This is a genomic window from Halomonas bluephagenesis, from assembly GCF_054790765.1.
In genome coordinates this window covers 886,205-902,656 of sequence record NZ_CP133631.1, presented here as the reverse complement: position 1 = coordinate 902,656, position 16,452 = coordinate 886,205, and the positions used below count along the sequence as shown (strand labels likewise).

Here is a 16,452-nt window from a genome sequence, read left to right as displayed (position 1 = left end):
ACCATGAAAATCCCTAAGCGATTACAGCCCCTTGTTGATGATGGAATGATCGACGAGGTGCTGGTGCAGTTAATGAGTGGTAAAGAGGCGCAGGGGTATGTCGTGCGCTGCGGTGAAGAAGTACGTTGCGCTAAAGTCTTTAAAGAAGCTAAACAACGTAGCTTTAAACAGGCCGTGCAATACCAAGAAGGGCGTAAAGAGCGCAACAGTCGTCGTTCGCGCGCCATGGCCAAGAAGACCCGCTATGGTCAAAAAGAGCAGGAGCAAGCATGGTTGAATGCGGAAGTCGATGCGCTATACCGTCTTGCTGCCGCTGATGTACGTGTGCCTGAGCCCCATGGGTTTGTTGATGGCGTGCTTCTCATGGAAATGATCAGCGATGCCGATGGGAATGTAGCACCGCGCCTGGATGAAGTGACCTTAACCGAGGAGCAAGCGCTTCGCTATCACGCCAAAGTGATTCAAGACGTGGTGCGAATGCTTTGCGCAGGCCTGATCCACGGCGACTTATCGGAATTCAACGTGCTGGTGGATGCCGAAGGGCCGGGGATTATCGATTTACCCCAGGCGGTGGATGCAGCGGGAAACAACAGTGCGGCGGCGATGCTAGAGCGCGATGTCGATAATATGCGCGCCTACTTTGGTCGTTTCGCGCCGGAGCTTCTCACCACTCACTATGGTAAAGAAATGTGGGCCTTGTATGAAGCTGGCAAGCTACACCCGGATAGTAAGCTGACTGGCCATTTTGAACTTGATAGCCACATAGCCAATGTCGATGAGCTATTAGAAGTGATTGACGATGCTATTGAAGAAGAGGCCGATCGACAGGCACGTATTCGCGGTGACGAGGACGAAGATTAAGGATAGAAACACCTAGCACTTAACAACTAGCTCTTAACACCCTAATACCCTTAGCAGTGGTAAGCTAACGTCTACGCTTAGCAGGTTAACAATTGCGTTTTAACGTTAGAGGTTGGGGGGAGGGGAGCGTGAAGGGCATTCGCGTCAGCGCAGAAAGTGCAAAGGGGCTTGTAACGTCGCTTGCCGTAGGTGCCTTCGGCGGCGTCGTTTTTCATCTCACTGGTTTACCGCTTGCCTGGATGCTAGGCCCGCTAATAGCCAACCTGCTGGTATCGGCAAAAGGGATTAATGTTGGCGTGCCGGAGCCGCTGCGTAACGTGTTTTTAGCGGTCATGGGCATGGTGCTGGGCAGCCAAGTAACACCTCAACTTGCACACCGTGTGCTGGATTGGCCAATCTCGGCAGCACTCTTACTGACAGGGGTTGCGGCGTCCACCGCCGTTGCAGCGGCGTGGTATCGTCGCTGTGGCTTCGACTCGGTCAGTGCTTGGTTTGGTGCATCGCCAGGTGCAATGACCGCGATGATCATGCTCGGCGATAAATGTGGCGGTGACCCCCAGCGTATAGCCATTGCCCAGTCGCTACGTATTATTCTCGTCATCCTGTTTCTTCCTCCTTTGTTCTGGGCGTTTGAAGGCGGTGCTGGTGATATTGGGCCAGCCCAGGCTGCGCTTGAGCATGGTTGGATGCTGCTTGCTATTCCTTTTTTATTACCCTTGGGTCGGTGGCTGCGCATTCCTAGCGCCGCGTTACTTGCGCCGCTTATTATGGCGGGCTTGCTATCAGGATTTGGGCTTGCAAGCCTTACCCTGCCCGGCTGGGGAATGAACCTGATGCTGTGGGTGCTAGGCAGCGCGATTGGCTCGCGTTTTCAAGGCATGACACGACGCTTGCTCGGGCGCTATTTATGGCAATCCGGGGTGGCGACGCTGCTTGCACTGGTGGTCTTGGCGTTGTTTGCTGAACTGATCCATCAACTGTTGGGTGTGCGCCGTGATGTGGCGCTATTAGCGTTAGCCCCCGGCGGCATCGGCGAAATGGCCATTCTTGCTGTCGCGCTTAATATCGACCCGGTATTTGTGGCATTTCACCACTTACTGCGCATGGTCACATTGGTGATCGTGGCCCCTTTTTGGGCGCGTTGGCTATTGCGTCGTCAATCTTCTTAAAGACGTCTGTCTACCAAGGTAACGAAAGGATCTTCCATGTTGTCACGTCTGCTAGCGCCACTATTCCGTTACTTTGAAACGCGGGTGAACCCCTATCCAGAGGGAGAGGTTGCCACGCCACCGAAAGGTCTGCTGCCATTTATCTGGCATTTTTCGCGCCCAGTATGGCCGTGGCTGTTGCTGATGTCGGTAGCGACTGCCTTGGTTTCCGCGGCGGAGGTAGTGTTTTTTAGTTACATGGGAGACCTGGTTGATTGGTTGGGTAATGTAGAGCGAGTGGATTTCTGGTCGAACCACGGCTTCTGGCTGGCGGGTGTTGGTTTGTTGGTGATTATCGGCTTGCCGCTACTGGTGCTCGTACAATCACTGGTGACCCACCAAAGTATCTTCGGTAACTACCCGATGATTGGCCGTTGGCTTTCTCACCGCCATATGCTTAGCCAGAGCTTAGCCTTTTATCAGGATGAGTTTGCGGGGCGGGTGTCGCAAAAAGTAATGCAAACGGCGCTAGCTATCCGTGAAACCGTCACCAAAGTGATGGATCTAATGGTTTACGCCATTGTGTACTTCACTGGGGCGGCAATTTTGTTAGGCCGTGCAGACCCGTGGTTGTTATTGCCGTTGGGGCTTTGGTTGATCGGTTATTTAAGCATTATGCGCTTTTTTGTGCCGCGCCTGCGTGACGTCTCGATGGCTCAGGCCGACGCCCGTGCCCAAATGACGGGACGCGTGGTCGATAGCTACAGCAATATTCAAACGATCAAACTGTTCGCTGACACCGAACGCGAACAAAGCTACGCCAAGGATGCCATGCAAGGCTTTATGGGCACTGTGCATCGTCAAATGCGGCTAGTCACCATCATGAGTGTTTGCCTGACCCTGCTCAATACGCTGCTGCTAGTGGGAACGGCAGGCATGGCGATTAGTGCCTGGTATTTTGACGCTATTTCCCTGGGTATTTTAGCGATTGCGATTGCCCTGGTAATGCGTATCCGCTTTATGTCGGATTGGATCTTATGGGAAGTGGCCGGGCTGTTTGAAAACATCGGAACGGTGCAGGATGGCATGAATACCATCGCCCAGGAGCCCACGATCAAAGATGCGCCGAATGCCAAAGCGCTTGCGGTGCCCAATGGCGAAATTGTATTTGATGCGCTGCGCTTTCAGTACGCCCAGGCCAAGGGTGAAAGTAAAAATGTCTTTGACGGGCTGAGCCTGACGATTAAACCCGGCGAGAAAATTGGCCTAATTGGCCGTTCTGGGGCGGGTAAATCCACCTTAGCAAACCTGTTGCTGCGCTTTTATGACTTACAGGGCGGGCGTATCCTGATTGATGGACAGAATATTGCTGACGTTACCCAGACTTCATTGCGTCATCAGATTGGCATGGTCACCCAGGATACCTCGCTGCTGCACCGTTCGCTGCGGGACAATATTCGTTACGGTAGCCCCCATGCCAGCGATGACGATGTGTGGCAGGCGGTGTGCCGCGCCCACGCAGATACGTTTATCAACGAGTTGGTCGACCCCAAAGGGCGTCGCGGCTTAGACGCCCATGTGGGCGAACGTGGCGTAAAGCTTTCCGGTGGCCAGCGTCAGCGTATTGCCATTGCCCGCGTACTGCTAAAAAACGCGCCGATTTTAGTGCTGGATGAAGCGACATCGGCGCTGGATTCCGAAGTGGAAGCCGCTATTCAGGAACAACTCGATTCGCTGATGGAAGGCAAAACGGTGATCGCCATTGCCCATCGGCTTTCTACCATTGCGATGCTCGACCGGTTAATTGTGGTCGATGAAGGTCGCATGGTGGAGAGTGGCACGCACCAGCAGTTGCTGGCACATAACGGCATTTACGCCAGCCTGTGGCAGCGCCAGTCTGGGGGCTTTTTGGGGCATGACCTTGATCTTGAAAATAACGCCCCCACTTCCTATTAGACCAGTCGTTTACTATGTTTTTAGTATCAGGCGTTTTTAACGACATGCGTTTAATAGGAGGTAGCGATGCAAGCCATTCAGCTTCGAGAGCCCGGCGGTATAGATAAACTGGACGTGGTTGAACTAACAGTGCCAAGTGAGCCCGGCCCCGGTGAAATTAAAGTACGCCTGCATGCCAGTTCGCTTAACTTTCATGACTACGCCGTGGTAGCGGGGATGATACCCACTGCAGATGGCCGTATTCCAATGTCGGACGGTGCCGGTGTCGTAGAAGCGGTTGGGGAAGGTGTTAGCGAGTTTGCTGTCGGTGATGCAGTCGTATCGACGTTTTTTCCTGATTGGCTAGAGGGGGAGGCGCGAGTAGGCGACTTCACTACCACGCCGGGGGATGGCATTGACGGCTATGCTCGCGAGCAAGTGGTTGCGCCCGCTACCTCGTTCACCCATCAGCCTAAAGGCTAACGCCATGCGGAAGCCGCGACGCTAACAACCGCAGGCTTGACCGCCTGGCGGGCATTAGTGGTTGATGGTGGGATAAAAGCGGGAGATACCGTGCTGGTGTTAGGCACTGGGGGCGTTTCCATTTTTGCGCTACAGTTTGCCAAGATGATGGGCGCACGGGTAATTGCTACGTCGTCTTCCAATGAAAAGCTGACCCGCCTGCGCGAGCTGGGCGCTGAGCACACCATTAATTATCAAGAAACGCCGGACTGGGGCAAGGCTGTTAAGGCGTTAACCAATGGTGAAGGCGTGGACCATGTTGTTGAAGTGGGCGGCCCTGGTACGCTGCCGCAATCGATTGATGCGGTGAAAATTGGGGGGCATATCGCGCTGATTGGTGTGCTGACCGGTCGAGAAGGCGAGATACCAACGGCTAAGCTGATGGCTAAGCAAGCTAAGCTGCAAGGTCTTATTGTGGGTAGTCGTCGTCATCAAATCGAGATGATTCGTGCTATCGAAGCGTCTAATTTGAAGCCGATTATTGACCGTGAGTTTGCACTGAGCGACATTGCCGATGCCTTCCGTCATCAGGAGTCAGGCAAACACTTCGGCAAGATTTGTCTGACTTTCTAGCTAGGAAGCGTTTATTTTAGTTAACGTTTTTGGTTTTGGAATGATGTGCTTGCACGCCCACTGAGTAGTGGGTGTGCAAAAAATTACGTTTCCAAGCGGCTATACACGACGCCTTTCACTTCAAGTTCCCAAATATCATCATAAGGAACGGTTACGCCGTCTATATCGCCTGGGTCACCCGTGCTATTTTTAATCTGCGTTTCAGGGATGACCTTTAACCCCATTAAGCCTACGTGTTGAATACGTGCGCTAAATCGATTTCCCTCGTGATCGATAAGCACCCGTTCGCCTGCAATGCACTTTGAAAGCTTCTCATGCAGTTCTGCCATTGTGACGTTAACTACGCTCATTATCGCCTCCTGCGCTTTGCTCTCATATTAGTTAGCTACTGTATAACGACTTTATTTTAGACGATAAGTTCGGCTAACCCCTCAATGACAATATGAGGCATGCTAGCCTTAATCCACTTATTTATGTTCGAGGCGGCATTATGGCGCAGCACTCAACGAAGTCTGCTTTTTCCCCATGGGAAGTTGTGGCACTTGAGTCGTTTCAAACACCAGAGCAGACCCAAGCCAGTCAGTGGCGGCGTAGCTGGCGAGCAGCGACTACGTGGGTGGTTGGTAAAGAAGCCTCTGAACGCCAAGCCAAGGAAGAGAGTGAGCTGCGTAAGCTGCCTGAAGTTGCGCTTTCGCATTGGGTGCCTGCCATTGATTGGTCACTGGCGGCTAACGCCCTCGGCCAAGTAACGGAAGAGCATGCTGATGCACCGGTCGTGTTGTTTATCTCGCCACCTCATGGTGGCCACGGGGCAGTGGTTAGCCACTGGGCTCAGCAGCAGGGCGTCAACTGCATATCTGTACCAACCTTTAAAGAGCTTACGGACGGTTGCCTAGAATGGGTAGAGCGCTGTGGCTATCAGCGTCTGTGGGCAATCCCGGCCTTGGAGCGGCATTTTTTACGTCACACTGGAGGCCTACAGGGCGTACGTGAACTGTTGGAGCGGGCTTTAAGTGGCCGGTTAGGGCAAGGCGTGATTGGTTGTGATAGCTGGACGTATGCTTATCTTCAGCATGCGGTGGGCTTGGAAGGCGTCACCGTGGTTACCTTGCAAGCGTTAGAGGGCGAGCAGCTTGCCCGCTATTTTGCTCAGTTGGCGGATAGTAGCGTCTGTCCTACGGTGTATAGCTCCCGAACGGCCCAGCCAATTCTTGCTGACGTGAATGACGATAACGCTAGTGGTGAGCGTTCTTATAAAGAGTTGCAACGTCTAGCGGCCCACTGTCGAGGGCATTTAGGTATTGCTTGGCACTACTGGCGAGAGCGACTGCGCGAACCGGCTGAAAATGAGGATAGTGGCCGTTCACAAGGGCCGTCTCAAGGGCAGCCAAAAGAGCCGTCGAAAGAAGAGCCGTCAAAAGAGCTATGGCTATTGGACGCGCTGGCGGAAGCGGAACTAGCGTCGGATACAGGGGATGTGGCGACGCTGTTGCTGCATACGCTGCTCATTCATGGGGGGCTAGAGGATCAAGCGTTAGGGTATGTGCTGCCATTTTCAAATCATGAGGCGCTAAACGCACGGCTAGCACTTGCTCGCCAGGGGATTCTCAACTGCCATCAAGGGCGCTGGCAAGTCGACCCATTAAGCTACGCGAGTGTGCGACAACTGCTGGAATCGCGTAACTACCTAGTTGACCCGCTTTAGGAGCTTATATGGACGATCAAGAGCAGTACGCCAGGCTGTTTAATGAGTTTGATAGTCAAGCGCTGATTACCTTAGGAGTCATTCTGGTCAGTACAGTGCTATTGATTATTGTCAGCCAACGAGGATTGAGCTGGTTAGCCAATCGCTTACATGGACAAGTGCGGTTTAGAGTGTTTGCGCTGGTGCCACTAACCCGGTTATTGATTTTAATTACTGCACTGGCTGTTGCTGTACCTATCGTCATTGAGCCTTCATTGCGCAACATGGTAACGCTGCTGGGTGCCATTGGCTTAGCTATTGGCTTCGCCCTAAAAGATTACGTGAGTAGCTTGATTGCCGGGGTAGTATCTGCCGTTGAGCTGCCCTATCGCCCCGGGGATTGGGTCAACATTGAGGGTACTTATGGCGAAGTTAAGCACGTTGGAATGCGCACAGTAGAAATTCTAACGCCCGACGATGACCTGGTAGCGGTGCCTCATCTTAAACTTTGGGATTCAGCCATTTATAATGCTAACAATGGCGGAACTAGCCTCCAATGCGTGGCAAGTTTTTACCTTCACCCGGAACACGAAGCTGGCTGGGGGCGTAAAGCGCTACGAGACGTCGCGTTAACGAGTGCTTACCTTAAATTTGATAAGCCGATTATTGTTGTGGCGGAGGAGAAACCCTGGGGCACGCATTACCGTATTCGCGCTTATCCAGTAGATCCCCGACAGCAATTTTTGTTTATCACTGATTTGACCGTGCGTGGTAAACAGGTGCTCAGTGCGGCGGGCGTTACCCCGGCGTTACTGCCACCTGATGCGGCCTTGGATTCACAGGGCTCCGCCAACTAATGACAGAGCCTGAGGTCGCCGACATAGATGCCGACAACCACAGGAGGTTTAACCGAGAGACGGTTTAAGCAGTTTCTTCTGGTAGCTCTGCACTGTGGAAAACATTCTGAACATCATCCAGCTCTTCAAGCATGCCCAGTAGTTTCTCAAACATCACCACATCATCGCCTTCGATGGGAGTGGGGGTTTGTGGTAGGAACTGGATTTCGTCAACTTCGAAATCGACCTCACCGAAAGCATCCATCAGCGCTTGTTTGGCTTTAGCATAATCGGTATGCGGAGCAAAAACCGTGATACGTTCCTCTTCCTGCTCAATGTCAGTGACGTCGACATCGGCTTCCATGAGTGCTTCAAGCACGGCTTCTTCATCACTACCCGCAAACGAAAAAATTGCACAGTGATCAAACATGTGACTAACGCTGCCGGGAGTGCCGATTTTGCTTTTCGTTTTTGTAAAACAGCCGCGCACATCACCAAAGGTACGATTGGGATTGTCGGTTAAACAATCGACGATCACCATAACGTTACCCGGACCAAAGCCTTCATAGCGCGCTGGTGAAAAGTCTTCGCCGCCTGCGCCGCTCGCTTTATCCAAGGCTTTATCGATAACGTGAGACGGTACCTGATCTTTCTTAGCCCGTTCCATCAAACCGCGTAGCGCAAGGTTTCCGTTTGGGTCCGTGCCGCCTGCTTTAGCGCAGACGTAAATTTCACGTCCATACTTACTGTAAACCTTGGTTTTCGCAGCGGCCGTTTTGGCCATGGATTCCTTACGGTTTTGAAACGCCCTACCCATATTGAAGTCCTTTATTAGCCATGAACCGCCTGCAGGGCAGGCGTCATCGTTTTCAAAAAGGGGAAAATTTTACCCAACAGCGTACCATGCTAACAGTGTTATTTAAGTGGACGGATTTATTCGCTAAGCACCCGCGTCGTTGGCGTATACTCAGCCAGCCTATAATGCTGATTTCAAGGAGAGAAAAATGCCGCTGTCACTTTGGCTATCGTTGGCTGCTATTTGTGCCATGGGGGCGATGTCGCCAGGGCCAAGCCTTGCACTCGTACTGCGTCATACGTTAGGAGGTGGACGCTTGCCCGGCATGACAGCTGCGATTTTTCATGCACTGGGCGTCGGGTTTTATGCGTTGCTCACCGTATGGGGCTTGGGTGCGCTTATCGTGCGCCACCCAGAGTTATTTCAACTAGTGACATGGTGTGGTGCGGCCTATTTGGCGTGGCTTGGAATAAAGGCGCTACGAGCAGGCAGAGGTGGTGCGCTATCCCCCGATGCGGCAGTGACGACGCCACGCCAAGCCGCCAAAGAAGCAGTGTTGGTGGCGCTGGGTAATCCCAAGCTGATTATCTTTTTTGTGGCACTGTTAAGTCAGTTTGTAACGCCCGAGATGAGTTTACTTGCCAAGGCCATTATCGTCGCGACGGCGATTATCATTGATGGAGGGTGGTACGTTTTAGTGGCAGTAGGGCTTTCGCATTCTCGCGTATTGCCTTGGCTTCAGCGCCATGCCCACTGGATCAATCGAATCACTGGCGTGCTGCTGATCGCGCTGGCGCTACGCGTTGTCGCAGGCCCCATTAGTTTTTAAGCCACACTGGTGTAACTGCTGGTCCCGTGGCATGGTAAAGCCTATGCTGGTGGAGTCATTTAGGGGGCCTTGCGATGATGATTTATGAGCAGGATTGTTACACCCATCAAGGCAAGCCGTTTAACTTACGGGCGCTGCGCGGGCAGGTATTGCTGGTCGTTAATGTGGCTAGTAAGTGCGGCTTTACCCCGCAGTTAAAAGAGCTGGAGAGTTTATACCAGCGTTATCGAGATCGTGGGTTTACGGTACTTGGTTTCCCCTGTAACCAGTTTGGTAAACAGTCGCCGGAGAGCGCAGAGGCCTTCTGTGTCTTCGGCGAGCAACAGTTTGGTGTCAGCTTTCCGCTGATGGAAAAAGTCTCCGTGAATGGTCCAAACGCCCATCCGCTGTTTGTAGTGCTGAAACAGGAAGCACCGGGCGTATTAGGCACCAAGGTGATCAAGTGGAATTTTACTAAGTTTCTGGTGGGGCGCGATGGCAGGGTGATCGCACGGTTTGCCCCCAATGACCATGGCTTGTCACTGCGGCTTGCGCTGGAAGCCGCCCTTGATAAAGAAGGGTAAAGAATCAGGCACTCGGTTAAAGCTCTCCGCGGGTAACCATCAGTCGTTGCATTAATTCCACCCAGCGATGACGGACCATCATTGTGGTTAAACCTGAAAACAGCGCCCAACTTTTACGCCGCCAGCCTTTCAGGCGCAGGTTATGGCTTACCAACTGCTTCATCAATTTGTAGTCATCGAACTTTCGCCATTCACTGGCAATTGACAGCTGGTGTCTCACCATCACTGGAGCAAGCTCCAAGCGGAACATCCACTCCAGCTCCTTCAGCGACATGTCATGCTGTACGATTATCTCAACCATATGGGCATAGTCACGCTCGCTTGGCTCACGGTCCAGCCACAGCGGTGCGAGAGCAAGCCATAGGTCGCCGCGTTCATCGACTAGCTGCTGTGCGTTCATCCGGGTCTCGTCGGCAAGGAATGGTCAGGTCGCTATCCTGCCGTGAATGGCGAAGAAGCTCAAGAGCGGACAGAGCGCGTCTAGACCGCTAGAATACACCCCACACGGTAATGGCACCGCCATGCTGATAGCGACATCAATCTGATAAAGGGGTCCAATGTGATCATTAAACCAAAAGTGCGTGGCTTTATCTGCACCACCACTCACCCTAAAGGCTGCGAGCAAAACGTTCTGGAACAGATTGAAGCGACCCGCGCGCGTGGCTTAGATAAAAGCCAAGGCCCTAAAAAGGTGCTGGTGATTGGTGCTTCCAGTGGCTACGGCTTGGCAGCCCGTATTACGGCTGCCTTTGGTTATGGCGCTGATACCCTAGGCGTCTTCTTTGAAAAGCCCAGCAGTGAGAAAAAAACCGGCACTGCTGGTTGGTATAACAGTGCCGCGTTTGACAAATTTGCCAAGCAAGAGGGCCTGTATAGCAAATCGATCAACGGTGATGCGTTCTCTAACGAAGCGCGGGAAAAAGCCATTGAGTTGATCAAGCAGGACATGGGTGAAATTGATCTGGTGGTGTACTCCCTGGCTTCGCCAGTGCGTAAGTTGCCAGATACTGGGGAAGTAAAGCGCTCGAGTTTGAAGCCGATTGGCGAAACCTACCGCGCTACCGCCATTGATACGAATAAAGACGCCATCATCGAAGCAGAAGTAGAGCCTGCCACCCAGCAAGAGATCGACGATACCATCACGGTGATGGGCGGTGAGGACTGGGAGCTATGGATGAGCGCCCTGGACGAAGCGGGTGTGCTGGCGAAAGGCGCGCGTAGCGTTGCGTTCAGCTATATCGGTACTGAAATCACCTGGCCGATTTACTGGCACGGTGCGCTGGGTAAAGCCAAAGAAGATCTTGATCGCGCGGCTACCGCTATTGATGCCAAACTTAAAGAGACGGGGGGCGGTGCCAATGTTGCCGTACTCAAATCGGTCGTTACCCAGGCTAGTGCCGCGATTCCTGTTATGCCGCTGTATATCGCCATGGTCTACCGCATCATGAAAGAGCAGGGACTACACGAAGGCACTATTGACCAATTAAATCGCCTGTTTGGTGAGCGTCTTTACTCTGGTCAACATGACGATATGGTCACCGATGAAAAAGGACGCCTACGTCTTGATGACTGGGAGCTGCGTGACGACGTACAAAAAGCCTGCCAAGACCTATGGCCAGCCGTCACAACAGAGAACCTATTCGAAATTACCGACTATGCTGGTTATAAGCATGAATTCTTGAAGCTGTTTGGCTTCGAGCGTGATGACGTAGATTACGACGCAGATGTGAACCCTGATGTTCACTTTGATGTCGTTACACTATAGCGCTAAGCGCGACGAGGAGTGTTAATCGCCGCGTTTTTGATCATCTAACCGGAAAGCGAGAGGTGTTGTATGGATACCAAGGAAAGCAAAACCCGGGAAGAAGAGATAGAGCACGTAATGAGCGAACGTTTGCCTGAGGACTTTGAAACATCTCAGCCACAACGGCAGCCGGAAGCGAAAAAGTCCCCTAACGGGCTACATAAAATGCTCCCTTTAATTATTATCGTGATGGGCATTATCGTCGCAGGCATTGTCATCTTTGGGCTTGGCAATAGCGGCGGTTAACGAAGACACATTACTCCTCCTGTTGCCGGGCCTAGTGCCCGGCAATTTTGTATTTATGCCTCCTATTTTAGTTTTAAGAGCCATAGCGCTGCCTTCATTTGCACAATTGGGTAAGATGGCTTTTTGACTAGCTATTTACCTAAGTTGGCGGCGATTTCTATGCAGCAAAGCAACTTGTTATGTCCCCAAGTACGTTGATGTCATCCGCCAGTGAGCGTCGGCGGGTGGCCTTTGTGCTGCTGCCCGGTTTTTCGCTGTTGGCCCATGCGAGCGCTATCGAGCCGCTACAAATGGCCAATCAGCTAAGCGGGCAGATGCTTTATCACACCGTTACGCTCAGCTTAACCGATGAGCCTGTGCGCAGCGGCGCGCAACTTTCCTTGCTAGCTCAGCATGTGTTAGGCGCGCCGCTTGGTCCTCTGGATATGCTATTGGTGTGTGCCCCCACGCCGCTGCCCTATGCGCTGCCCGCCAAGCTAAATGAATGGCTGCGCAGCCATCAGGGCAGAGGCGTTGCTATTGGTGGCCTTGCGGGAGGCACTGAAGTGCTTGCCCGTTGTGGGCTATTAGAAGGCTACCGCGCCACGCTACCCTGGCAGCGATTCGATGCGTTTGCGCAGGCTTACCCCCAAGTCACGCTCTCCAAGCAGCTATTTGAAATTGACCGCGAACGGTTAACCTGTGCCGGCGGCACTGCTGCAATGGATATGATGCTAACGCTGATTGGCAAGCATCACGGCCAGCGCCTTGCCGAGCAGGTTTCCGAGCAGTTTGTCTGCGACCGCATTCGCTTAGCCGATGAACGCCAGCACGTACCGCTGCGTAATCGCCTGGGCCACGCGCCGCAAAGTCTGGTGGATGCTGTTACGTTAATGGAAGCGAATATTGAAGAGCCGCTTTCTACGCTAGAGCTGGCCGAGCATTTGGGTATTTCTCGGCGCCAGTTAGAGCGACTGTTCAAAAAGTATCTGCAGGCAGTACCTAGCCGCTATTACCTGGATTTGCGCCTACAAGATGCGCGTAAACAATTAAGAGAGAGTGATCGGCCGGTAGGTGATATCGCGCTGATGACCGGATTCTCTTCTGGTGCGCACTTTTCTACCGCCTATCGTAATCACTTTGGCATTACACCGCGGGAAGAACGGCTTGGATAAGCGCGGCTTTTCATAATTTACCGTCCCAATACTGAAAGCACGGCGTCTATTGCCCCCCGTATACTGAATCTATCCTTTACTCCACCGGAGGTATCGTCCCATGAGCTACACCCCAAGCCGTCAGGATTTCGATAACTACATGGCGCCAAACTACTCGCCACAACAGATTATTCCAGTGCGTGGCGAAGGCAGCCGCTTGTGGGATCAGCAGGGGCGTGAATATATTGACTTTGCTGGTGGTATTGCAGTGAACTCGCTTGGCCACTGTCATCCGGTGCTAGTGAATGCGCTTAAAGAGCAGGGCGAAAAGCTTTGGCACTTGTCTAATGTGTTCACCAACGAGCCAGCGCTGGCGCTTGCCAAAACACTCACTGAGCGCACCTTTGCCGACAAAGTGTTCTTGTGCTCGTCCGGTGGCGAAGCTAACGAAGCCGCGCTTAAGCTAGCCCGCCGTTGGGCGGTAGACCACCATGGCGAGCATAAAGATAAAATCATTTCGTTTTATCAGTCTTTCCATGGCCGCACTTTCTTCACTGTGAGCGTGGGTGGTCAGCCCAAGTACTCTCAAGGCTTTGGCCCAGTGCCTGGCGGCATTCTGCATGCCAACTTCAATGACCTGGAAAGCGTGCGCAAGCTAGTGGGCGATGACACCTGCGCCATTATGGTTGAGCCGATGCAGGGCGAAGGCGGTATCGTTCCTGCGACCCAAGAGTTTCTTCAGGGCCTGCGCGATCTGTGCGACGAACACAACGCGTTGCTGATTTTTGACGAAGTACAAACGGGTGTTGGCCGCAGCGGTGAACTTTACGCCTACAAAAACTTCGGTATCACCCCCGATATTCTCACCAGTGCCAAATCACTGGGCGGTGGCTTTCCGGTAGGTGCCACCTTAACCACGGATGCGATTGCGAAATCTCTAGCAATTGGTACTCACGGCTCTACCTATGGTGGTAATGCGCTGGCGTCTGCGGTTGCTCTAGCGGCCGTGGAATTCATTGACACCCCCGAGGTGCTTAACGGCGTTAAGCATCGTCACGACCTGTTCCGCGAGCATTTAGAAACCATTAACCGCAAGCATGGCGTGTTTAAAGAGATTCGCGGCATGGGAATGCTAATGGGCGCACAAATGTCGGATGCCTTTGAAGGTCGCGCTAAAGACATTCTACCTCTCGCTATTGAAGAGGGCGTGATGGCACTGATTGCTGGCCCCAACGTGCTGCGTATGGCGCCATCTTTAGTCATTCCAGAAGAAGATATTGCTGAAGGTATGGCGCGTCTAGAACGTGCTATTGAGCGGCTAGTTGCCAGCGCATGAATAGGCAAGAAGCCACACAAGAGGGGGCGTTAAGGATGCTGGTAATCCGACCGGTAACAATGGCTGACCTTCCAGCCCTGGAGCAGTTGGCAGAGCACGCGGTGCCGCGGCTCACCAATCTGCCCGCCAACCGTGATCGGCTTGAGGAGCGCATTGTGCGCTCCCAGGAAGCCTTTAACAGTGAAATAGAGTTCCCTGGTAACGAACATTATATGTTTGTACTGGCGGATGATGATCGTGAGGAAGTGCTAGGCACGGCGACCATTCGTGCCCAGGCAGGGGCAGCGGAAGCCTACTACACCTATCGCCAGGAAACGCTGATTCATGCTTCCCAACAGCTGAATGTGCGTCGAGAAGTGCAAACCTTAGCGCTTTCTCACGAAGCTTCTGATGCCACGCTGCTCTGCGCGCTGTCGCTTAACCCGCGCTACAAAGGTACCAGTGCAGAAAGCCTGTTACGCCGTGCGCGACTGATGTTTATTGCCCAATACCCTGAGCGTTTTTCACGCATTCTGGCGGTCGCCTTTCCGGGCTATCTGGATAGCAAAAATGAGTCGCCTTTTTGGGAAAGCGTTGGTCGTCACTTTTTTGCGCGCAGCTTCCAAGAAATGAATCACATGGCTGGCGTTCGCTCGAAAAGTTTCATTGCTGAAGTGATGCCGCAGTTTCCGCTTTATCTACCGCTGCTAACGCCTCAGGCGCGAGCTGCTATTGGCCGAGAGCACCCCGCCCATGAAGACGCGCTAGCAGAAATGTTGGCAGAAGGCTTTGTGCGTTCTCGCCATGTCGATATTTTCGACGCAGGGCCGATTGTAAAAGCTGAGCGTGAGCGATTGGAAACCTTCCGTCGTGCTGCTTGGCATCCGGTCAGGGTACGTCCTGAGCACGCACTGCCCGATGCAGAGCCAGCGATGATTGCCAACCAAACCTTAGGCGATTTCCGTTGTATTGTGGCGCGTTATGCGCTTTCGCCTACCGGACAATTGATGCTTTCACCGCAGCACGCTGAACGGTTAGGTGTTGAAGAGGGGCGCGCGGTGCTGGCAGCGCCGTTAACCCTGCCAAGCGCGGTAGATGCGCTTGATGAAGGAGAGATGTAATGCGCATTCGACCCATTGCCCGCGACGATTTGGATGGGCTCCAGGCACTTGCGCAACAGGCAGGCGTTGGCTTTACCTCACTGCCGGATAACCGTGAGTTTTTGGCTGGCAAAATTGAAGCTGCCGCCCGTGCCTTTGAAGAGCGCACACCCGCCGATGATCGACTCTACTTCTTTGTACTGGAAGATGAGCAGAATGGAGAACTGGCCGGTTGTTGTGCCATCGAGGGCCAAGTAGGTCGCGAAGTGCCGTTTTATAATTATCGGTTAGGCACATTGGCACACTCTTCGGTGCAGTTAGACTTGCACCGTACGATTGACACGCTATTTTTAAGCTCCGATCACACCGGCGATGCGGAAGTGTGCTCGCTGTTCTTACGCCCTGAATATCGCGGCGAAGCGAATAAACACCTACGTAATGGTGCACTTCTTTCCAAAGCGCGTTGGCTGTTTATTGCTCAGTTTCGTGACCGTTTTCCGCAGAAAGTATTGGCGGAAATGCGTGGTGTGTTTGATGAACATAACACCAGCCCTTTTTGGGAAAGTCTGGGTAAACACTTCTTTCCCATGGACTTTAACGAAGCCGATCGGTTAACCGGTCTGGGGCAGAAAAGCTTTATCGGCGAGCTGATGCCTAAGTTTCCGATCTACACCACGTTTATGTCGGAAGAGGCGCGTGCCTGCATTGGCCAAGTGCACCGCCATACGCGTCCCGCTTTGGAAATGCTCAAGAAAGAAGGACTACGCTGGGAAGGCTATGTCGATATTTTCGATGGTGGCCCCACGGTGGAGGCCTATATTGACGACGTGCGGGCGATTCGTAATTCACGGCTCTGCCAGGTGGAAGTTTCACAAAGCGCACCAGACGAGAGCGTTAGCCGCTGGCTGGCAGCCACTACCGAGATGCTTAACTTCACCGCTAGTTGGATAGGCCGCGCGCCTACCCAGGAAAACACTATCGTGCTTAACCAGCAAGAAGCGGACCGCCTGGGTGTGACAACGGGTGACCACGTTCGTTTGTTGGAAACCTAGCTCTTCAAAAATAGCGTTTTACGATAGTTTTTCACAATAGCTTTTAAGAACAAGT

At 52.9% G+C, this 16,452-nt stretch carries 16 protein-coding genes and 1 pseudogene; 14 read left to right on the top strand and 3 right to left on the bottom strand.

Annotated elements, in window-relative coordinates:
• Positions 1-3 precede the first annotated feature (3 nt).
• From REH51_RS04085 to REH51_RS04070, 4 genes and pseudogenes are all read left to right on the top strand, one after another.
• On the top strand, positions 4-861 hold the full coding sequence (locus REH51_RS04085) for a PA4780 family RIO1-like protein kinase (protein ID WP_498936925.1): 858 nt from the start codon (positions 4-6) through the stop codon (positions 859-861).
• A gap of 128 nt (positions 862-989) precedes the next feature.
• A complete protein-coding gene (locus REH51_RS04080; protein ID WP_498936923.1) occupies positions 990-2,030 on the top strand; it encodes an AbrB family transcriptional regulator in 1,041 nt (346 codons plus the stop codon).
• 36 nt (positions 2,031-2,066) lie between these two features.
• Positions 2,067-3,965, top strand: coding sequence for an ABC transporter ATP-binding protein (locus REH51_RS04075; protein ID WP_009721538.1), 1,899 nt, complete (start codon positions 2,067-2,069; stop codon positions 3,963-3,965).
• A 66-nt stretch (positions 3,966-4,031) separates the two neighbouring features.
• Positions 4,032-5,039, top strand: a pseudogene (locus REH51_RS04070) (zinc-dependent alcohol dehydrogenase family protein).
• Positions 5,040-5,122: 83 nt separating this feature from the next.
• Here the strand turns inward: REH51_RS04070 and REH51_RS04065 are convergent.
• Positions 5,123-5,389: a hypothetical protein gene (locus tag REH51_RS04065; RefSeq protein ID WP_009721540.1), complete on the bottom strand. Its 267-nt coding sequence runs from the start codon at positions 5,387-5,389 to the stop codon at positions 5,123-5,125.
• Between the two features lie 140 nt (positions 5,390-5,529).
• Between REH51_RS04065 and REH51_RS04060 the strand changes: the two genes are divergently transcribed.
• Complete coding sequence (locus REH51_RS04060) at positions 5,530-6,744, top strand: hypothetical protein (protein ID WP_498936921.1); 1,215 nt, start codon at positions 5,530-5,532, stop codon at positions 6,742-6,744.
• An 8-nt stretch (positions 6,745-6,752) separates the two neighbouring features.
• Positions 6,753-7,580 carry a mechanosensitive ion channel family protein gene (locus tag REH51_RS04055; RefSeq protein WP_498936919.1) on the top strand — a complete coding sequence of 276 codons (828 nt, stop codon included), beginning with the start codon at positions 6,753-6,755 and terminating at the stop codon, positions 7,578-7,580.
• Positions 7,581-7,644: 64 nt separating this feature from the next.
• On the opposite strand, the gene REH51_RS04050 is transcribed toward REH51_RS04055, so the two are convergent.
• Positions 7,645-8,376, bottom strand: coding sequence for a YebC/PmpR family DNA-binding transcriptional regulator (locus tag REH51_RS04050; protein WP_009721543.1), 732 nt, complete (start codon positions 8,374-8,376; stop codon positions 7,645-7,647).
• 187 nt (positions 8,377-8,563) lie between these two features.
• On the opposite strand from REH51_RS04050, the gene REH51_RS04045 reads away from it, so the two are divergent.
• Both REH51_RS04045 and REH51_RS04040 read left to right on the top strand, forming a co-directional pair.
• Positions 8,564-9,184 (top strand): LysE family translocator, encoded by a 621-nt coding sequence (locus REH51_RS04045; RefSeq protein ID WP_009721544.1) that lies wholly within the window; start codon positions 8,564-8,566, stop codon positions 9,182-9,184.
• A 74-nt stretch (positions 9,185-9,258) separates the two neighbouring features.
• Positions 9,259-9,747 (top strand): glutathione peroxidase, encoded by a 489-nt coding sequence (locus REH51_RS04040; protein WP_009721545.1) that lies wholly within the window; start codon positions 9,259-9,261, stop codon positions 9,745-9,747.
• Between the two features lie 16 nt (positions 9,748-9,763).
• On the opposite strand, the gene REH51_RS04035 is transcribed toward REH51_RS04040, so the two are convergent.
• Positions 9,764-10,147, bottom strand: coding sequence for a DUF7079 family protein (locus REH51_RS04035; protein ID WP_009721546.1), 384 nt, complete (start codon positions 10,145-10,147; stop codon positions 9,764-9,766).
• Positions 10,148-10,306: 159 nt separating this feature from the next.
• Here REH51_RS04035 and fabV point away from each other — a divergent pair, with 159 nt between their 5' ends.
• The 6 genes from fabV (at position 10,307) to astA (ending at position 16,397) form a co-directional block, all read left to right on the top strand.
• Positions 10,307-11,512, top strand: a complete 1,206-nt coding sequence (gene fabV, locus REH51_RS04030) for an enoyl-ACP reductase FabV (protein WP_009721547.1) — start codon at positions 10,307-10,309, stop codon at positions 11,510-11,512.
• Positions 11,513-11,581: 69 nt separating this feature from the next.
• A complete protein-coding gene (locus REH51_RS04025) occupies positions 11,582-11,797 on the top strand; it encodes a hypothetical protein (RefSeq protein ID WP_009721548.1) in 216 nt (71 codons plus the stop codon).
• Positions 11,798-11,976: 179 nt separating this feature from the next.
• Positions 11,977-12,951: a GlxA family transcriptional regulator gene (locus REH51_RS04020; protein WP_186004627.1), complete on the top strand. Its 975-nt coding sequence runs from the start codon at positions 11,977-11,979 to the stop codon at positions 12,949-12,951.
• Positions 12,952-13,051: 100 nt separating this feature from the next.
• Entirely contained in the window at positions 13,052-14,266 is a 1,215-nt protein-coding gene (locus REH51_RS04015) for an aspartate aminotransferase family protein (RefSeq protein WP_009721550.1), read from the top strand.
• A 35-nt stretch (positions 14,267-14,301) separates the two neighbouring features.
• Positions 14,302-15,366 (top strand): arginine N-succinyltransferase, encoded by a 1,065-nt coding sequence (locus REH51_RS04010; RefSeq protein ID WP_009721551.1) that lies wholly within the window; start codon positions 14,302-14,304, stop codon positions 15,364-15,366.
• Positions 15,366-16,397: an arginine N-succinyltransferase gene (astA, locus tag REH51_RS04005; protein ID WP_009721552.1), complete on the top strand. Its 1,032-nt coding sequence runs from the start codon at positions 15,366-15,368 to the stop codon at positions 16,395-16,397. The genes REH51_RS04010 and astA overlap by 1 nt, the downstream gene beginning before the upstream one ends.
• Positions 16,398-16,452: the final 55 nt, after the last annotated feature.